Source organism: Halorientalis sp. IM1011, from assembly GCF_001989615.1.
Taxonomy (GTDB): Archaea; Halobacteriota; Halobacteria; order Halobacteriales; family Haloarculaceae; genus Halorientalis.
The window spans coordinates 1114793-1130796 of record NZ_CP019067.1; the positions used below are offsets into that span (position 1 = coordinate 1114793).

At 67.7% G+C, this 16004-nt stretch carries 18 protein-coding genes; 13 read left to right on the forward strand and 5 right to left on the reverse strand.

The genetic code is table 11. From position 1 onward, the window contains the following. Positions 1–85: 85 nt before the first annotated feature. Positions 86–676 carry a dCTP deaminase gene (gene dcd, locus BV210_RS05625; RefSeq protein WP_077205689.1) on the reverse strand — a complete coding sequence of 197 codons (591 nt, stop codon included), beginning with the start codon at positions 674–676 and terminating at the stop codon, positions 86–88. Between the two features lie 93 nt (positions 677–769). On the opposite strand from dcd, the gene pth2 reads away from it, so the two are divergent. The 5 genes from pth2 (at position 770) to truD (ending at position 4008) form a co-directional block, all read left to right on the forward strand. Next, the gene (pth2, locus tag BV210_RS05630; RefSeq protein WP_077205690.1) at positions 770–1108 is read left to right on the forward strand and encodes a peptidyl-tRNA hydrolase Pth2; all 339 of its coding nucleotides are present in this window, start codon (positions 770–772) and stop codon (positions 1106–1108) included. Positions 1109–1149: 41 nt separating this feature from the next. Further along, positions 1150–1395, forward strand: coding sequence for an antitoxin VapB family protein (locus tag BV210_RS05635; protein WP_077205691.1), 246 nt, complete (start codon positions 1150–1152; stop codon positions 1393–1395). Further along, a complete protein-coding gene (locus BV210_RS05640) occupies positions 1392–1787 on the forward strand; it encodes a PIN domain-containing protein (RefSeq protein ID WP_077205692.1) in 396 nt (131 codons plus the stop codon). Before BV210_RS05635 ends, BV210_RS05640 begins: the two co-directional genes overlap by 4 nt. A 112-nt stretch (positions 1788–1899) precedes the next feature. Next, a complete protein-coding gene (locus BV210_RS05645) occupies positions 1900–2538 on the forward strand; it encodes a phosphoribosyltransferase (RefSeq protein WP_077205693.1) in 639 nt (212 codons plus the stop codon). 93 nt (positions 2539–2631) lie between these two features. Continuing rightward, complete coding sequence (truD, locus tag BV210_RS05650) at positions 2632–4008, forward strand: tRNA pseudouridine(13) synthase TruD (protein WP_077205694.1); 1377 nt, start codon at positions 2632–2634, stop codon at positions 4006–4008. Positions 4009–4015: 7 nt separating this feature from the next. Here the strand turns inward: truD and BV210_RS05655 are convergent, their stop codons facing one another. Continuing rightward, entirely contained in the window at positions 4016–4723 is a 708-nt protein-coding gene (locus BV210_RS05655; RefSeq protein ID WP_077205695.1) for a hypothetical protein, read from the reverse strand. Between the two features lie 94 nt (positions 4724–4817). Here BV210_RS05655 and BV210_RS05660 point away from each other — a divergent pair, with 94 nt between their 5' ends. The 8 genes from BV210_RS05660 (at position 4818) to BV210_RS05695 (ending at position 11198) form a co-directional block, all read left to right on the forward strand. Beyond that, positions 4818–5543 carry a DUF2103 domain-containing protein gene (locus BV210_RS05660; protein ID WP_077205696.1) on the forward strand — a complete coding sequence of 242 codons (726 nt, stop codon included), beginning with the start codon at positions 4818–4820 and terminating at the stop codon, positions 5541–5543. A 67-nt stretch (positions 5544–5610) separates the two neighbouring features. Continuing rightward, a complete protein-coding gene (locus tag BV210_RS05665; protein WP_077205697.1) occupies positions 5611–5892 on the forward strand; it encodes a 50S ribosomal protein L37ae in 282 nt (93 codons plus the stop codon). Further along, entirely contained in the window at positions 5889–6023 is a 135-nt protein-coding gene (locus BV210_RS05670; RefSeq protein ID WP_077205698.1) for a DNA-directed RNA polymerase subunit P, read from the forward strand. The genes BV210_RS05665 and BV210_RS05670 overlap by 4 nt, the downstream gene beginning before the upstream one ends. A gap of 1 nt (position 6024) precedes the next feature. Further along, positions 6025–6285, forward strand: a complete 261-nt coding sequence (locus BV210_RS05675) for a KEOPS complex subunit Pcc1 (protein WP_077205699.1) — start codon at positions 6025–6027, stop codon at positions 6283–6285. 110 nt (positions 6286–6395) lie between these two features. After that, the gene (locus tag BV210_RS05680; RefSeq protein WP_077205700.1) at positions 6396–9962 is read left to right on the forward strand and encodes a PAS domain S-box protein; all 3567 of its coding nucleotides are present in this window, start codon (positions 6396–6398) and stop codon (positions 9960–9962) included. A gap of 55 nt (positions 9963–10017) precedes the next feature. Beyond that, a complete protein-coding gene (locus BV210_RS05685; RefSeq protein WP_216640643.1) occupies positions 10018–10416 on the forward strand; it encodes a hypothetical protein in 399 nt (132 codons plus the stop codon). A 148-nt stretch (positions 10417–10564) separates the two neighbouring features. Beyond that, on the forward strand, positions 10565–10954 hold the full coding sequence (locus BV210_RS05690) for a prefoldin subunit beta (RefSeq protein ID WP_077205701.1): 390 nt from the start codon (positions 10565–10567) through the stop codon (positions 10952–10954). A 1-nt stretch (position 10955) separates the two neighbouring features. Further along, the gene (locus BV210_RS05695) at positions 10956–11198 is read left to right on the forward strand and encodes a DUF3194 domain-containing protein (RefSeq protein ID WP_077205702.1); all 243 of its coding nucleotides are present in this window, start codon (positions 10956–10958) and stop codon (positions 11196–11198) included. A gap of 4 nt (positions 11199–11202) precedes the next feature. Here BV210_RS05695 and BV210_RS05700 read toward each other — a convergent pair whose 3' ends face one another. The 3 genes from BV210_RS05700 to BV210_RS05710 form a co-directional block, all read right to left on the reverse strand. After that, positions 11203–13371: a hypothetical protein gene (locus BV210_RS05700; RefSeq protein WP_157525866.1), complete on the reverse strand. Its 2169-nt coding sequence runs from the start codon at positions 13369–13371 to the stop codon at positions 11203–11205. Positions 13372–13458: 87 nt separating this feature from the next. After that, positions 13459–15357, reverse strand: a complete 1899-nt coding sequence (locus BV210_RS05705; RefSeq protein WP_077205704.1) for a DUF2070 family protein — start codon at positions 15355–15357, stop codon at positions 13459–13461. Positions 15358–15451: 94 nt separating this feature from the next. Next, positions 15452–16000: a GMP synthase subunit A gene (locus BV210_RS05710; protein ID WP_077205705.1), complete on the reverse strand. Its 549-nt coding sequence runs from the start codon at positions 15998–16000 to the stop codon at positions 15452–15454. Positions 16001–16004 lie beyond the last annotated feature (4 nt).

Here is a 16004-nt window from a genome sequence, read left to right on the forward strand (position 1 = left end):
AGTCCGTCGCGTCACACTTGATCCCCTCCTCACTCTGCTCGTTCTCGGCGATAGAGTTCGACGCGACGGACCGAAGTCCGTCGCGTCACACTTGATCGCCTCCGAACTCGTGATCTCCCTGAATCTTCGACGCTTGGGGCCCCGCCTGGTCCTGATACTTCGAGCCGCGCTCCTCGCCGTACGGGCGGTCCGCGGGCGTCTTCAACTCGGTGAAGGTCAACTGCGAGATACGCATCCCCGGTGTCAGCGCGACGGGCGCAGTTCCCAGATTCGACAGTTCGAGCGTGATCTGGCCCTGATACCCCGGATCGCACAGGCCGGCGGTGGCGTGCACGACGATCGCCAGCCGACCCAGCGAGGATCGTCCTTCGACGTGGGCGATCAGGTCCGCCGGGATCTCGACGCGCTCGACGGTCGTCCCGAGAACGAAGTCGCCGGGGTGGAGGATGAACTCCTCGCCCTCGTCGACGTGGGTCTCGTCGACGTACTCGGCGACCTCCTGCTCGCTGTTGGGGTGGATACAGGGGATGTTGGCGTGCTGAAACTCCAGGAACTCCCGACCCAGCCGCAGGTCGACGCTGGCGGGCTGGACCTGAAGGTCGACGTCCTCCAGCGGCTCGATCACGAGGTCGCCCTCGGCGAGCCGGTCGAGGATGTCCGCGTCCGAGAGGATCATACTCCTACCAGCGGGACCACCCGTCTAAAAATATCCGGCTTCCTCCGACGGCCAACGGTCAGACCTATTGTCACCGACCCGCTCCCCCGAGGTATGAAACAGGCAATCGTCGCGCGCGCCGACGTGGGGATGGGGCAGGGCAAACTCGCCGCACAGGTGGCCCACGCCTCCCTCTCCGCGTACGAGGACACACCGGACGGGACCCGCCGCGAGTGGAAAGGCGGCGGCCAGAAGAAGGTCGTGCTGAAAGGCGAGAGCGAACAGCAACTGTTCGAGCTGGCCGACGCGGCCGAACGCGAGGGACTGCCCCACGCTGTCGTCCGTGACGCCGGGCACACACAGCTCGAACCCGGGACCGTCACCGCGCTGGCGGTCGGGCCGGGTCCGGAGGATGCCATCGACCGCGTGACGGGCGAACTCTCGCTGTTCTGAGTGGGGAAACGCCTAACTTTCGCTGTCAACGACGTATTAGCATGAGCCATCAGGTCCGCCTCGACGACGACGTGTACGAGCGTATCAAGAGTCGGAAACGGAGCGACGAGACGTTCAGCGAGGCGATCGAACGGCTGACGAGCGAGTGGACGCTGCTCGATTTCGCGGACGGTGCGCCGGTCGTGGACGCGGAGACTCACCGTGATGCACTGGCCCAGTCCGAGAACCAGGGGATAGGGGACACGCGGGACCGACTGGAGCGCATGGACGTCGAGGACGAGGGATGATCCTCGACACCGAATTCCTGATCGAACTCGACAACCAGAGTCAGAGCGCGATAGAGAAAGCGGCCGAACTCGAGTCGGCGGACGTGCCGCTTCGCGTCCCGACGCTCGTGGTTCAGGAACTCTACGTCGGAGTCGGCGCGGGCTCCAGATCGTTCGAGAATGCCCGGAAGTACGAGGCACTCGTGGCGAACAAGCCGGTCGTGGAGATCGACGGGAAAATCGCGCGGCAGGCCGGCGCGCTGGAGGGACAACATGTGACCAGTGACGAGAAACCCGAACTCGGCCCCGGCGACGCCATCGTCGCCGCGACAGGACTCCAGTACAACGAGCCAGTCGTGACGAACGACGGCGATTTCACTCAGGTCGACGGACTCGCCGTGGAGCTCGTCTAGCGTCATCGAGCTGGGCGCTCTCGGCGCGCCGTGGTAGGTCGGAACTCTCTCGCAAGGATCCACAGACAGTTGGCACGGAGACCTTTGCGGCTCGATTTCGTCTGTCGACTCGATGTTCGCCGACAGGAGTGACGCGGGCGAGCGCCTCGCCGAGCGACTCGCGAGCGAGGACGTCTCGGTCGATCTCGTGCTGGCGATTCCGCGGGGCGGCCTGCCGCTCGGGCGCGCGGTCGCGGACGCGCTCGACGTCCCGCTGGACGTGGTGGTGGCGAAGAAACTCGGCGCGCCGCGCAACCCCGAGTTCGCCATCGGAGCCGTCGCCAGCGACGGGAGCACCTGGTACAACGAGGACGCCATCGACCGACTCGGCGTGAGCGGCGCGTACGTCCGCGATGAGTGGCAAGAACAGACCGTCGCCGCACGGCAGAAGGCGGCGACGTACCGACAGGGGAAACGACTCGGCGATCTCGACGGACAGGCGGTGGCCGTGGTCGACGACGGCGTCGCGACCGGGTCGACCGCGCGGGCGTGCCTGCGACAGGTCCGGGAGGCCGGGGCCGACCCGCTGATCTTCGCCGTCCCGGTCGGGCCGTCAGACACCGTCGCGGAACTGGGAGCCGAGGCCGACCGGGTGATCTGTCTGGACACGCCACCGGACTTCCGCGCGGTGGGCCAGTACTACCGGAGCTTCGAGCAGGTCCCCGACGAGGAGGCGCTGACCTACCTCGATCGGGACGAAGCGAAGATGTGAGCGAGTTCGAAGATTCCGCCGCGGATCTCCACCCTTTTGTCGGACGCAGACCAACCCCGGAGCAATGACCACCGAGTTCCGGGTGAGCCGCTGATGCGCGAGGCCGAACCCGTCGAACGCGCCGTCGGGATGGAGTACTACGCGAGCGACGCCGCCGGCGTCGGGGGCCGCCTGCGCGACCGGCCCGAAGACTTCCGGGTCACCGAGATCGAGGCGTTCGACCCCGAACCGGTCGACGCCGACCCCGGCGCGTACCCACACGTCCTCCTGCGCGCGACGCTTTCCGGCTGGGACACCAACGACTTCGCGAGCGCCCTCTCGAACGCCCTCGAATCCAGCCGCGAGCGGATCTCCTGGGCCGGCACGAAGGACAAACACGCCGTCACGACCCAACTGTTCTCCGTCGCGGACGCCGACCCCGAGGCCGTCGCCGCCGTCGACCTCTCCGACGCCGACATCGAGGTCCTCGGACGGACCGGTCGCCCCATCTTCTTCGGCGATCTTGCGGGCAACGCCTTCGAGGTCACCGTCCGGGAGCCCGAGCGTCCGGAGACGGTCGACGCGATCACCGCCGACCTCCGGGCGTTCGCGGGTGACGACCCGGCCGGTGACGGCGACACGGACGGCCCCGTCACCGTCGGCGTGCCCAACTACTTCGGCCAGCAGCGCTTCGGGAGCCATCGGCCGATCACCCACGAAGTCGGCCTCGAAGTGGTCCGCGAAAACTGGGAGGACGCAGTTCTTGCCTACGTAGGTAGGCCTTCCGAGCGGGAACCCGAGGAGACCCAGACGGCCCGCGCACGCGTCGAGGAAGTCGCAGCCGGCTCGCGGGACTGGCAGGCGGCACTGGACGCGCTACCGGGTTATCTGAACTACGAACGGGCTATGCTGCACGAACTGGTGGAACGGGACGCGAGCGAACCCGAAGACTTCCGGGCGGCGCTGGAGACGATGCCGAGCAATCTCCAGCAACTCGTGGTCAACGCCGCCCAGTCGTACGTGTTCAACGAGGTTCTCTCGGAGCGGCTGGCCCGCGGCCTGCCCTTCGACCGGCCAGTCGCCGGCGACGTGGTCTGTTTCACCGACAGCGACGCGCCGGCCGACCTCGCCGTGCCCGATACCGACCGCCTCCAGCGCGTCGACGAGGACCGGGTCGACACCGTGACCCGCCACTGCGAGCGCGGGCGGGCGTTCGTCACCGCGCCGCTGGTCGGCACCGAGACTGAACTGGGGGACGGCGAGCCCGGCGAGATCGAACGCGAGGTGCTGGACGAGGTGGGGATCGAACCCGCGGACTTCGACCTGCCCGGGGAGTTCCACTCGACGGGGACCCGGCGGGCGGTGCTGGTTCGGACGGAGCTAGATATCGAGCGCGACCCCCTATCTTTCGCCTTCTCGCTCCCCAAGGGGAGTTACGCGACGGTCCTGCTCCGGGAGTACCTGAAGGTCGACCCGGCGGAACTGGGGTGAGCCGGGGTCACAGTTCCGGTCGGCGGTCGCCGACGGCGACGACCACCCCGACGACGACCAGCAGCAGTCCCGCGATGCCGAGCGCGTCGTGCATCCACTCCTCGAACAGCGGTGTGTCGACGGCCCCCTCGTCCACCACGACGACGGTGTAGAAGGTCCCGTTCCTAAGGTAGACCTGTCCGATCCGATCGCCATCGGGGAACTCGGTCGTGGTCCCGGTGTCGCCGGTGACGGCCACGCGAACCGGGAGCGCCCGATCCCGTGCATCCGCCGGCGAGACGCTGGAGACGTTCACGGCGACCTCGTCCAGCAGTGCGCGGGGCGCGACCCGCTCCACGTCGTAGACGGTGCCGTTCTCGGTGTCCTCGACCGTCCGGCGGTAGTAGCCACCGTCGAGCTGGACGAACTCCTGATCCGACCCGTAGAGTGGGTCGCCGGCGACCGTCACCGGGCCGTCTGTCACGAGGTGCTGGTCGAAGGCGCACAGGCGGTCGCCGGTCCGGCCGTCACAGGCGACCGGGACGAGATCGTTGAACTCGTGACCGGGACCGTCGGCGTCGTTGCGGTAGTCGAACGTGCCGTTCTCGACGGTTATCTCCGTCCGGTCGACCGTGTACTGGGTGTCGCCTTCCTGGGGAAGGAGCCAGACGCTGTTGAACATGAGGGCGAGCCCGAGGACCGCGAGGAGGAGGGCGGGAACGCGCTTCGGGACCATCCTGTCGACTGTCCAACCCGACGACGAAGGGCTTTTCGGCCGACTGTCACGCCGAACCGTCTCGCTTATCCGGTCGAATCACCGACACGGTGACATGGAGTGTCGGCAGTGTGCCAGCGAACTCGACCGGCCGGGCGATTACTGTCTGGTCTGTCGGACGGGCAACGCCGACACCGTCGTCCTCGATCTCTCGCGGGACCGCGCGACCGTCACGACGCTGCTGGACGAGGAGGTCGTCAGCCGGCGGACGATCACGACCACGCCGGAGGATCCCGACGGGGAGAGCGACGTGATCGAGTTGCGCAACTTCGCCGGCCTGATCGCCGACGAGATCAGGCGCAAGCGACCCGAGGAAGTGTACGCGACGGGCGATCGCACAGTTCTGAGAGCGGTCCGCGGGCAGGTCCACTACGAGTTCTACCGCGTGACCGGCGACGATCCCGTGACGGCCGTGATCGAACGGAAGGGGCGGCCGGCGCTCGAAGTGGTCGAGGCGTCGACGGCCGACATCCTCGGCGGCTCTCACACCACGCTGATCGGTGAGCGGGCGGGGAAACAGGCCATCGAGACGGTCGCGGGTCACCCCCACGTCAAGAAGATCATCCCGGGGCCCATCGACGCCAGCGGGTCGGGGTCGCGGGGCGGCGTCCGGGCGAAGGCCACGCGGGCCGACGCCAACGGGAACGTCCGCCTGTTGATCCGGGACGGTTCCAGCGTGCAGGAAAATCGGGTGGTCACCACGGCCGGCGACCGCGAACTCGGCGAACAGGTCCGTGCGGACCTCAACGATGCGCTCTCCGAAACCGGACTGCGGGAGTGATTCTGGCCGCGGTGGGTCGTTCGAACACGCAGGGTTTATGAGCGGGCTGGACCGATAGAACGGTACTATGGCCAAAGACAAGGCACGGACGGGGAGCGCCGGCCGGTTCGGCGCTCGCTACGGCCGCGTCGCACGCCGCCGCGTCGCGGACATCGAGGACGACATGAACGACGACCACGAGTGCCCCGACTGCGGTAAAGACGCCGTCGAGCGCCAGGGCACCGGCATCTGGGAGTGTGGCTACTGCGGCTACAAGTTCGCCGGCGGCACGTACCGTCCGGAGACCCCCGGTGGCAAGACGGTGACGCGCTCCATCCGCGCGGCACTCGCCGAAGACGACGACGAATGAGCTACAAGTGTTCCCGCTGTAAGCGCGACGTGGAACTGGACGAGTACGGCGGCGTCCGCTGTCCGTACTGCGGCCACCGCGTCCTGTTGAAAGAGCGCAGCCGCGACGTGAAGGAAGTCGACGTCAACTAGCGTGGCTCGCGCCCACGACGCCGTTCTTTCGTTCTCCTTCGAAGACGAGCGTCGTGCCCGCATCGTCGAGCGAAGCGTCCGCCCCGAGGTCGGACAGATCGCCGGTGACCGGACAACGGCGTCCCTCGACCGCGAGGGGGAGACCGTGACGGTGACCGTCTCGGCCGACGATCTGGTCGCGCTCCGGGCCGGGATCAACACCTGGTCGACGCTGGTCTCGGTCGGCGAGCGGGCCGACGCGGTCGCGACTGGCCGATACTGACATCGCCGATACCCTTATTTGACGCTTCGTCTAGACCCCGGTATGTTCGCGAATCCGTCGTCCGCGGTGTCGGCGACGTTCGTCAGAGGGGGACACCGATGAGTCGGGCGATGCGACACGAGGGGGACTGGTGGGTCGATCCGGACCATCGGGGCGAATGGCCCGAACCCGAGGACATCTCGGACGCTATTCTGGACACGCTGACGGACCTGCTGTACGTGTTCGACCGCTCGGGCCGGCTCGTCGACTGGAACGCGCAGTGTCGCGAGGTGCTGGGGTACAGCGACGCCGAACTCGCGGAGATCGATCCGCTGACGGTAATCGCAGAACGCGACCGCGACCGGGTGGCGGCCGCGCTCGATCGCGTCGCCGACGGCGAGGAGACGACGATCGAGGTCCACCTCGAAACCGCGGACGGGCGTGAGATTCCACACGAACTCACCGCCGCACCGCTGTACGACGACGGCGAGGTGTGGGCGCTCGTCGGGACGGCCCGGGACGTGAGAGAGCGGAGGGAACGCGAGCGGGACCTCTCGCAGTACAAGTCGCTGCTGGAGACGCTCGGCGACGGCGTCTACGCCCTCGACGAGGACCTGCGGGTCGCGAAAGTCAACGACGCCATGACCGAACTGGCCGGCTACGACCGCGAGGAGATGCTGGGGATGCACTTCTCCGAGTTCATGGACGCCGAGACCGTCGACCGAAGCAGGCGTCTGGCCAGCGCCATGCGAGAGGCAGACCGGACGGTCGAGACCATCGAGTACGACCTCGTCCGGAGAGATGGGAGTCGCCTCCCCGTCGAGGGGCGGTTCTCGTTGCTCTCCGACGAGGGGTACGCGACGATCGGCCTCGTCCGCGATATCAGCGACCGCAAGGAGCGCGAGCGGGACCTCAGGCGGTACAAGTCGCTCCTGGAGACCATCGGCGACGGGGTCTACGTCGCCGACGACGACCGCTACGTCCGGAAGGTCAACGACGCGATGCTGGAGATGGTCGGTGTCGACCGCGAGGACGTGCTGGGACGACACGTCTCGGAATACCTCGACGCGGAGACGAACGAAATCGCCCGCAAGCGGTCGGACGCGCTCAAGGCTGGCGAAGACGTGCCCACGACCATGGAGTTCGACCTCCACTGCCCGGACGGGAGGCAAATTCCGGTCGAGGGGCGGTTCGGGCTGGTCGACGACGGTGAGTACTCGACCATCGGCCTGATCCGGGACGTGACCGAGCGCATCGAGCGCGAGCGCGAACTCGAACGCTACGAGACGATCCTCGAGACGGTGGGCGACGCCGTCTACGTCATGGGTGACGATCTGCGGCTGAAGGAGGCCAACGACACGCTCGCAGAGCTGTTCGGACGCGATCCCGACGCGATTCTGGGCGCACACCTCTCGGAGTTCGTCACCGAGGAGACGGCCCAGAAGGGAGTCAGAGCCCGCCGGGAACTGGCCGAACGGGACGAGAAGGCGGTCGCGACGATTCAGGGGACTGCCCTCGACGGCGACGGCGAGGAGTTCCCCATCGAAGTCCGGTTCATGCCGCTCGAAGGCGACCTCGCTGCGCTGGGGCTGATCCGGGACATCAGCGACCGCAGGGAACGTGCGGAACTGCTCGAACAGCTCCACCGTGGCACCCGGGAACTGATGGCCGCCGAAACTCACTGTGAAGTCGCCGAGACGGCCGCGGACGTCTCACAGCGACACTTCCAGTTCGCGACGACGAGCGTCCGGCTGTTGACCGACGACGGTCGGCTCGAATCCGTCGTGGTCGAGACCGACGACGACCGGTTCGACGAGACGTTCCCGACCTACGACGTGGGTGAGGGAGTCGTCGGTGAGGCCTACGAACGCGGCGAGCCGGTCGTCGTCGACGACTTGCGCGACATCGACACCGAGTACGACTACGGACCGGGTCGGAGCGCGCTCCTGCTCCCCATCGAGGGGTACGGGATGCTCAACATCGGGGCGACCGAGCCGGCGGCCTTCGACGAGACACACCGCGAACTCGGGCGGCTGTTCGCGGCGGACGTGGAGTCAGCGTTCCGGCGGGCCGACCGCGAGGAGGAGTTACGGGAGCGCACGGAGGAACTCCAGCGCTACGAGACGCTGGTCGAGACGATGAGCGACGGCGTCTACATGACCGACGAGAACCACGAGCTGCGGATGGTCAACGGGGCGGCCCGGGAGAAACTCGGGTTCGATCCCGCGGAGGTCGACGGCATGGACATACGGATGTTTGGTGACGAGAACGTCGTCACGAAGGCCAGACAGCACCGCGAGGAGATGCTCGCCGGCGAGCGCTCGGTGGGAACGGTCGAGGGGACGCTCCGATCGGTCTACGGCGAGGAGACGCCAGTCGAGAACCGGTTTTCGTTGCTCCCACTGGACGACGGCGAGTTCGCGGGCACCGTCGGCGTCGTCCGCGACATCACGGAGCGCAAGGAGAGCGAGCGCCGACTCCGGACCCAGCGCGACGAACTGGAGACGCTGAACCGGATCAACGAACTCGTCCAGGAGACGATCGGCGCGCTCGCCACGGCCGCGACGGCCGAGGAGATCGAGGAGACCGTCTGTGAGCGACTGGGTGGCTCCTCGCTCTACCGCTTTGCCTTCACGGGTGTGCGCCGTCCGAGCGAGGCGTTCGTCGAACCGAAAGCCCGGGCCGGCGACGGAGAGGGATACCTGGATCGCGTCGAGATTCCAGTCGATTCAGAGCACGAGCGGTCCGGTCCCGTCGCCGAGACCTTCGGCTCCGGCGAGGTGACTGTCGTCCACGACGTGGAGTCGGACCCGCTGTTCGAGTCGTTCCGCGAACCGGCGCTAGATCATGGCTTCCGGTCGGTCGCGGCCATCCCCTTCACCCACCGGACGGTGACACACGGTGTGCTGGTGGTGTACGCCGACCGGCCGGGAGCGTTCAGCGACCGCGAGATCAAGGCCTTCGAGGTGCTGGGCGAGATGGTCGGGTTCGCGATCTCCGCCACGCAGAACCGCCAGCTCATCGAGTCCGACGTGCCCGTCGAGATGACGCTCGAACTGGAGGAACCGGACACGTTCTTCGGAACCGTCTCGACGGAACTGGACTGTACCTGCCGCCTCCTCGGCTCGACGAAATCATCCGGTGGCGACCGGCTCCACTACGTCGCCGTCACCGCGCCGCCCGCGGACGTGCAGGCGCTGGCCGACGACCCGGAAACCCCGACTCCCGCGTCACTCCGACTGGTCACGGAGAACGACGACCACGCCGTCTTCGAGGCGCAGGTCGAACCGTCGATAACGTCGGTCCTGTTCGAGTCCGGCGTCGAACCCGCCGCGGTCGAGGCCGAGGGCGGCGAGGTGACGGTCGAGGCGGCCGCCCCTCGCGGATTCGACATCCGGGAGCTGACCGAACGGCTCGACGAGCGGTTCGGCGACGCCACGCTCGCGGCCAAACGCGAAGGTGACGGCTGGCCCGAGTCGTCGACCGATCCCTGTGAGGGCGTCGACGACAAACTCACCGACCGGCAGCGCTCGGCGCTGTCGGCGGCGTACTTCGGTGGCTACTTCGACTGGCCGCGCGACAGCACCGCCGAGGAAGTCGCGGACGCGCTGGGTATCGCCTCGCCGACTTTCCACCAGCACCTCCGACACGCCGAGCGGAAACTGCTCTCGACGTACTTCGACGACGGGCGGACCTAGACAGCTAGGTACGCATATCATGCGGGATGGTGTACGAGCATTGTGTGAAGCCTCCATGAGAGACGACAATCAGTCCGACCGATCGGTGAGGTCCCCGAGTTCGACGAACCCGCTCGGGACGAACCGCGCGGTTGTGACGCCCTCCATCGACGACGTCTTCGACCTCCTCTCGAACGACTGTCGCCGTCGTGTCTGTCTGTTCCTCCGGCAGTCAGCGGTCGAAGTCGCGACGCTGTCCGATCTGGTCGAGGCGCTCGCGTCCGAGGCCTCGGAGGAAGAACGCGACCGGCTCGCCATCAACCTCCACCATCGGCACCTGCCGAAACTCGACGATGCAGGTATCGTCGAGTACGATCCGCGGAGCAACACCGCACGCTACTGGGGCCAGCCGACAGTCGAGAAGTGGGCCGAACACGTCGAGGCCGTCGACGAGGAGCCACAGGCCGAATCCTGAGCGGTCGGTCGGTCCGCTTTTCCGCCCGGTCCCCGCCGCCCTCCGGTCTTCGCTGACGCCGTCTCCCGGGGACCGACGGAACCGTCGACGCCGGCGCTGGAGTGGTGAGATGCGTGGGTTTTTCACTCCGGATGCCGAGGGTCCGGGTATGCAGGGTAATCTGCCGCCGGAAGCACAGGAGAAAATCGAGGAGCTACAGGATCTGCAGGAGACAGCCCAGCAGGTCGCCGCCCAGAAACAGCAGGCCGAGACACAGCTGACCGAGTCCCAGACCGCGCTCGAAGAGCTCGACGACGTGGACGAGGACACCACCATGTACCGCGAGGTCGGCGAACTGCTCGTCAAGACCGAATACGGCGAAGCCAAAGACGACCTCGAGGAGTCCGTCGAGAGCCTCGAAGTCCGCGTCGACACGCTCGAAAAGCAGGAAGAGCGCGTTCAGGAGCAGTTCGAGGAACTCCAGCAGGAGCTCCAGCAGCTGCTCGGCGGCGCGGGCGGCGGTGGCGGCCCGATGGGTCCCGGTGCCGGCGGCGCGTAGAATGGGCGAACCCACCGACGAGGACGTCGTGGAGACGGCCGCCGACGCCGCGGAGGGGCTCGTCTTCTCCCGCTACAAACAGTCCGAAGTCACCGACCTCGACGTGACCGTCACGTTCGAGGACGGGGTACTCGAAGTGGACGTCTACCTCAACGCACCTTCGGACACCCGCGATCCCGAACGGATCGCCGACGACGCGGCCCTCGCGGCACGGTCCGCCGTCGACGACCTGTTCGAGGACTAATTTTTCAGGACGCGTCGCTCCCGCCGCGTCTGGCGACCGCGGCACGCGCGACCACGTACGCGACGACGACGAACACCATCGAGCCAAGCGTGTATGGGGCCACCGACGTGACGTAGCTCACCAGCCCGCCGATCAGTGACCCGCTTTCGGCCTCGCTGGGTGCGGAACCGTTCGCCGCCGTGGTATTCGTCGTCCCGGGTGTGTCGGTCGCCGTCGCCGTGGGCGGTGACTGGGGCGTGTCCTCGGGCGTCGCGGTCGGCGGCTGTGCCGTGTCCGGCTCGGGGGTGGCCGTCGGCTCCGGGGTCGCGCGGGGTTCGATTACGAGTGATCCCGACAGCGACTGGTCGCTCCCGGCGAGGCGGACGGTGTAGGGGTACTCGCCCGGGGGCAGCGAGGGGCGTGCGCCGTCGAAGGCGACCGACCGGTTCCGTTCGGGGGTGACGGAGACCGAGCGGTTGCCCCAGCGATCGCCGTCGACGGTGAGCAGGACGCGGCCCGTCCCGTCGGCGACGCCGTCGTTCCCGACGGTCGCGGACAGCCCTCCCAGCCGCTCGCCCTCCGTGATCGTCAGGTTCCGCGTGGCGTCGAGCAACCGGAGTTCCGCCGGGTTGTCGGGGTCGGCGGCGATGACGACGGGTCGACGGTCGACCAGCCGGTTGCGCAGGAACAGTTCGGCCTCCACCGGGTACTGGGGGTCGAGTTCGGCGAAGCTGACGGGCGGGGTCCGGAAGGTGCCGTCGGCGTCGATGGACACGTCGTCGATGGTGATCTTGGTCGGCGGCGGCCCGTCACGGGAGATGAGCTGGATCTCGACGTCTGTCCCGGGCGCGTAGGTGGTCGTACCAGTGAGCCGGTACCGCCCGTTCTCGCCGACGATCAACTCCCCGTCGTCGGTCAGCTGATCCTGGCTGTACTCGATGCGTGGCTCGACGACGGTGAACGTCGTCGTCGACTCGACGGTCGTCTCGTCGCTGTCGAAGTAGGGGTACTGTTCGCTCCGGTCCTCGACCTCCGAGCGGGCGGTGAACGGACCCGGCAACCCGCTCCCGGACGGGAAGCGGTACTCCCGGTTTGCGCTGCCCTCGAACTCGAAGGTCACCCTGAACCGGTCGCCGGGGGCCGATCGCTGCCCGAACCAGGTGCCCCCAGAGGTGTCGATGACCATCGAGAACGACTCCTCGTCGTCGGACACGTCGACGAACAGATCCTGTGCGTTCGCCTCGTCGAACGTAACCTGCTCGGTCTCCTGGTTCACGCCGGGGTTCAGGTGTTCGACGGTGACGTTGACGCCTTCGGGGTAGTCGAGCAGCGTCCGGAGTTTGTCGAGGCCGTCGCCGTCGATGGTCGCGAGGGTGCCGCGGAATCCGGCGGTCGAGAAGCCGCTGATCCGCACGCGGTCGCCGACCGCGACCCGGTTCCGGTCGGTCGCGGGCGTGAACTCCCCGTCGGCCGCTCCCTTGGGCGCGACGCTCCGTTCGAGGTCGCCCTCGAAACTCGGCGTCGTCAGTCTGAGGTTCGAGCGGTCGAGGGGGTTCTCCAGGTAGGGGACGCCGTCGTCGCCGAGGACGAGCGACTCGTTCGCGCCCGCCAGCAACCGGTAGCGGGCGGGCTGGACTGGTCGCGGGAGTCGCGTAATGCCGACTTCGCCTTCGAACTCGGCGAGCGTCCCGGCGATTTCGTCGCCGTCCTCGTCGACGAACCGGAATCCGGAGAACTCCGAGGTGTCCTCTGGCGCGGTGTCGGGACCGTACTTCTGGGCGTAACTCACGACACCACCGGAGTAGGCCGACCGGTCAGTGCCGAGCAGTCGCGTGTTGACGGTGAAGGTCGTGCCCCCGCCGGGCACGTAGAGCAGGTCGAGGAAGTTTCGGTTCGAGGGGGAATCGACCGTCCTGTCACCGCCCACGAGGAGGTAGCCGCCGCAACTGGTCGATATCTCGACCGTATCGCCGGCCACGCCCTCGAACGTGTCCGGGCCGAAACAGTCCTCCTGCTGGGCGACCGCCGACAGTTCGGCGTCGACGGGAGCCGCGACGGCCGTCCCCGGTCCGGTGGCTCCCGCGGCCGGGCCGGCGACCGCGAGCAGGCACACGCACGCGAGGACACCGCCGAGGAGCCAGCGCGACGGTCGGCTGGCCGTGGGCCTCGCGTGATCCGGTTCTGGAGGGTGCATCGTCGGGTTCCCGGCGGACGCCGCCGTTTCCCGACGCTCGGACCGGCCGCGGCTTAAAACGTCCCGTCGGGTTATCAGATTCGGTAACTACGCGATGGCGAACAGGAAGGCGGAGATGGCGAGGACGGCGACGATGACGGCTGCGGCGAGGGTTGCGCCCATGGAGATCATCGCGTTGGCGTGGGAGGCGAGCGTCTCGGTGCGGTCGTTGCCGAAGACGGTGACCCTGGCGCGCTGTTCGGCCATGCCTGCCTCGACCGGTTCGAGGTCGTCGGTCGCCTGCTCGACCAGTTCCGTCACGAGAGCGACGAGTTTCTCGTCGTCGATGGCTGCACCGACCTGGTTGTCGGCCTCGACGGTGTTGACGATGTGAGTGTCGGTCGTCATCACCTCGGCGTGGTCGACGCCGTCGATGGCGTCGAGGAGTTGCCCGCGCAGGCCCGGTTCCATGTTGTTCCCGTCGATCAGGACGTAGGCGGTGCGGTGGTCGCCGACTTCGAGGACGGAGACTCTGATCCCGAGCGGGCCGATTCCGTCTTCGGGATCCCACGGCGTCTCGTCCCAGGCGACGCCCAGTCTCGGCTGGCCGCTCTCGGCGTCGAGGAGTCGCTTCCCGACCTCGCCCGCGCCGGTGATCATGTCGAACGACCGCTCGCTGCCGGGCGTGACGTGGCCCAGATCGGCCCCGTCGAGCCCGTTGTTACTGTTGTGGGCGTCGACGAGCATCACGTCGTCGAGGCCGGCCGACCGAGCCTCCGCGGCCGCCGAGAGGCCGACCGCGTACTCCACGTCGTCGGCGAACTCCGGGGCGTAGGTCGCCACGGCCAGCGCGTCGTCGCCGAAGGCCTGTCCGACGAGTTTCGCGTCCCCCTTGCTGGCCCGGACGGAGACGGTCGCCTCGTCGGTAAACTCGATCTCCCCGACGGCGGCGTCGGCGGCGTCGAGGATGGTGTCGACCTCGCGTTCGGTCACGAGGTTGAAGTCGTGGCCAGCGGTCGCGTGCGGCGGGAAGGCGAGCCCTTCGGCCCGGTGAGCGACCCGCTCGGGCAGGTTACCGCCGCCGATCTCGCCCATCGGCCCGGGGTGGATCATCGGCAGGACGAAGCGGGCTTTCTCCGCGCCGTCCTCGGTCCGGAAGACCAGTACCGTCACGGGCACCATCGCCTCCTCGCCGATCTCCTCGAAGAAGTCCTCCAGTTCGCGGGTGCCCTCGGCGATGTGGCCGATGAACCCGCGGATGAAGTCTAATACTGAGACGTCGAGGCTGCGTCGCCACGGGGAGTCGATCGCCCAGAGGAACAGCCAGACGCCGCCGGTGTAGACGAGACACACCGCGGCGAGCACCACGAAGTCCTGCGGGCCGACGACGTTCAGTTCGGGCGGTGCCGCCTCCGATCGCGAGAGATAGGAGTTCAGGAACGGCCCGCCGACCTCCAGGAACCGGAGCGTCCCGCTGTAGATGAACAGCAAGACGGCGGCCGCGACGGTCTGGATGCTGGCGGGGATCGCCGCGACCGGCAGGGAGTGTCTGGAGACGGCGACGATCACGAACAGCCGGATCGCGAAGATGGAGGCCAGCGCCAGCAAGAGCGCGTCGAAGACGAACTGCTGGCCGAGCGGCTCGGTGAGGAGCGTCGCCGGCATCACACCGTGGAGGGGGTGTGAGGCCACCACCAGCACGCCGGCAGCCATCAACACGGTGATGGTGACGAGCTCGCAGGTCAGCGCGAGCAGCGAGGCGCGATTACGGGTCAACTGGCCGCCGAGTCGGCCGTCGACGTACGGCGTGAGCACGCTCGCGGCGACGGTCGGCAGGCCGACGAAGAAGATCCCTTCCCACGCGTCGCCGAGGACGTACCGGCCGTCGAAGACGGCGACGCCCGTGATAGCGGCGATCACGAGGGCGAACGTCAGGCTCGAATACCAGTTGGGCGCGCGAAAGATGAACCGCGACAGCCCGGCGAGATCGCCCTGCGTCTGGGTCATCGTCTTCGGTTCGATTCCCCTCGGCTATAGTTCTTGATGCATCTTTGATGATCGAGGACCCTATCGGAACGGCCGCGGCGATCGCCGGGACCGCTCACTCACAGACCGAGAGGAAGTTCTCGAAGACCGCTTCGCCTTCCTCGGTGTGGGAGACCTCCGGGTGCCACTGGACGCCGTAGAGGTCTCGATCGCGGTCGCTCATGGCCTCGACGCCGCAGACGTCGCTGGTGGCGGTCCGGGTGAACCCGTCGGGGACCTCCTTGACTTCGTCGGCGTGACTGGCCCACACCCGCGTTTCGGGTGCGAGCGACCCGATCAGCGGGTCGGTGTCGTCGGTGATCTCGACGGTCACGTCGGCGTAGCCGCCGTAGTCGCCTTCGCCGATCCGACCGCCGAGCTCGTCGGCGATGAGCTGCATCCCGAGGCAGATCCCGAAGACCGGGACGTCCAGATCGAGGTAGTCCGGGCAGTTGCCGATGTCGTCGATGTCCGGGCCGCCCGAGAGGACGAGCCCGTCGGCGTCGATCTCCTCGGGCGGGGTAGTGTTGTCGATCAGTTCCACGTCCACGCCCAGATCGCGGAGCGCGCGGTGTTCCAGGTGGGTGAACTGGCCGTGGTTGTCGACCACGTCGATACGCGTCATTGGG

Excerpts from the sequence above, each read along its gene's own strand:
- dcd (WP_077205689.1), bottom strand. The coding sequence starts at position 676 with ATGATCCTCTCGGACGCGGACATCCTCGACCGGCTCGCCGAGGGCGAC.
- pth2 (WP_077205690.1), top strand. The coding sequence starts at position 770 with ATGAAACAGGCAATCGTCGCGCGCGCCGACGTGGGGATGGGGCAGGGC.
- BV210_RS05635 (WP_077205691.1), top strand. The coding sequence starts at position 1,150 with ATGAGCCATCAGGTCCGCCTCGACGACGACGTGTACGAGCGTATCAAG.
- BV210_RS05640 (WP_077205692.1), top strand. The coding sequence starts at position 1,392 with ATGATCCTCGACACCGAATTCCTGATCGAACTCGACAACCAGAGTCAG.
- BV210_RS05645 (WP_077205693.1), top strand. The coding sequence starts at position 1,900 with ATGTTCGCCGACAGGAGTGACGCGGGCGAGCGCCTCGCCGAGCGACTC.
- truD (WP_077205694.1), top strand. The coding sequence starts at position 2,632 with ATGCGCGAGGCCGAACCCGTCGAACGCGCCGTCGGGATGGAGTACTAC.
- BV210_RS05655 (WP_077205695.1), bottom strand. The coding sequence starts at position 4,723 with ATGGTCCCGAAGCGCGTTCCCGCCCTCCTCCTCGCGGTCCTCGGGCTC.
- BV210_RS05660 (WP_077205696.1), top strand. The coding sequence starts at position 4,818 with ATGGAGTGTCGGCAGTGTGCCAGCGAACTCGACCGGCCGGGCGATTAC.
- BV210_RS05665 (WP_077205697.1), top strand. The coding sequence starts at position 5,611 with ATGGCCAAAGACAAGGCACGGACGGGGAGCGCCGGCCGGTTCGGCGCT.
- BV210_RS05670 (WP_077205698.1), top strand. The coding sequence starts at position 5,889 with ATGAGCTACAAGTGTTCCCGCTGTAAGCGCGACGTGGAACTGGACGAG.
- BV210_RS05680 (WP_077205700.1), top strand. The coding sequence starts at position 6,396 with ATGCGACACGAGGGGGACTGGTGGGTCGATCCGGACCATCGGGGCGAA.
- BV210_RS05685 (WP_216640643.1), top strand. The coding sequence starts at position 10,018 with ATGAGAGACGACAATCAGTCCGACCGATCGGTGAGGTCCCCGAGTTCG.
- BV210_RS05690 (WP_077205701.1), top strand. The coding sequence starts at position 10,565 with ATGCAGGGTAATCTGCCGCCGGAAGCACAGGAGAAAATCGAGGAGCTA.
- BV210_RS05695 (WP_077205702.1), top strand. The coding sequence starts at position 10,956 with ATGGGCGAACCCACCGACGAGGACGTCGTGGAGACGGCCGCCGACGCC.
- BV210_RS05700 (WP_157525866.1), bottom strand. The coding sequence starts at position 13,371 with ATGCACCCTCCAGAACCGGATCACGCGAGGCCCACGGCCAGCCGACCG.
- BV210_RS05705 (WP_077205704.1), bottom strand. The coding sequence starts at position 15,357 with ATGACCCAGACGCAGGGCGATCTCGCCGGGCTGTCGCGGTTCATCTTT.
- BV210_RS05710 (WP_077205705.1), bottom strand. The coding sequence starts at position 16,000 with ATGACGCGTATCGACGTGGTCGACAACCACGGCCAGTTCACCCACCTG.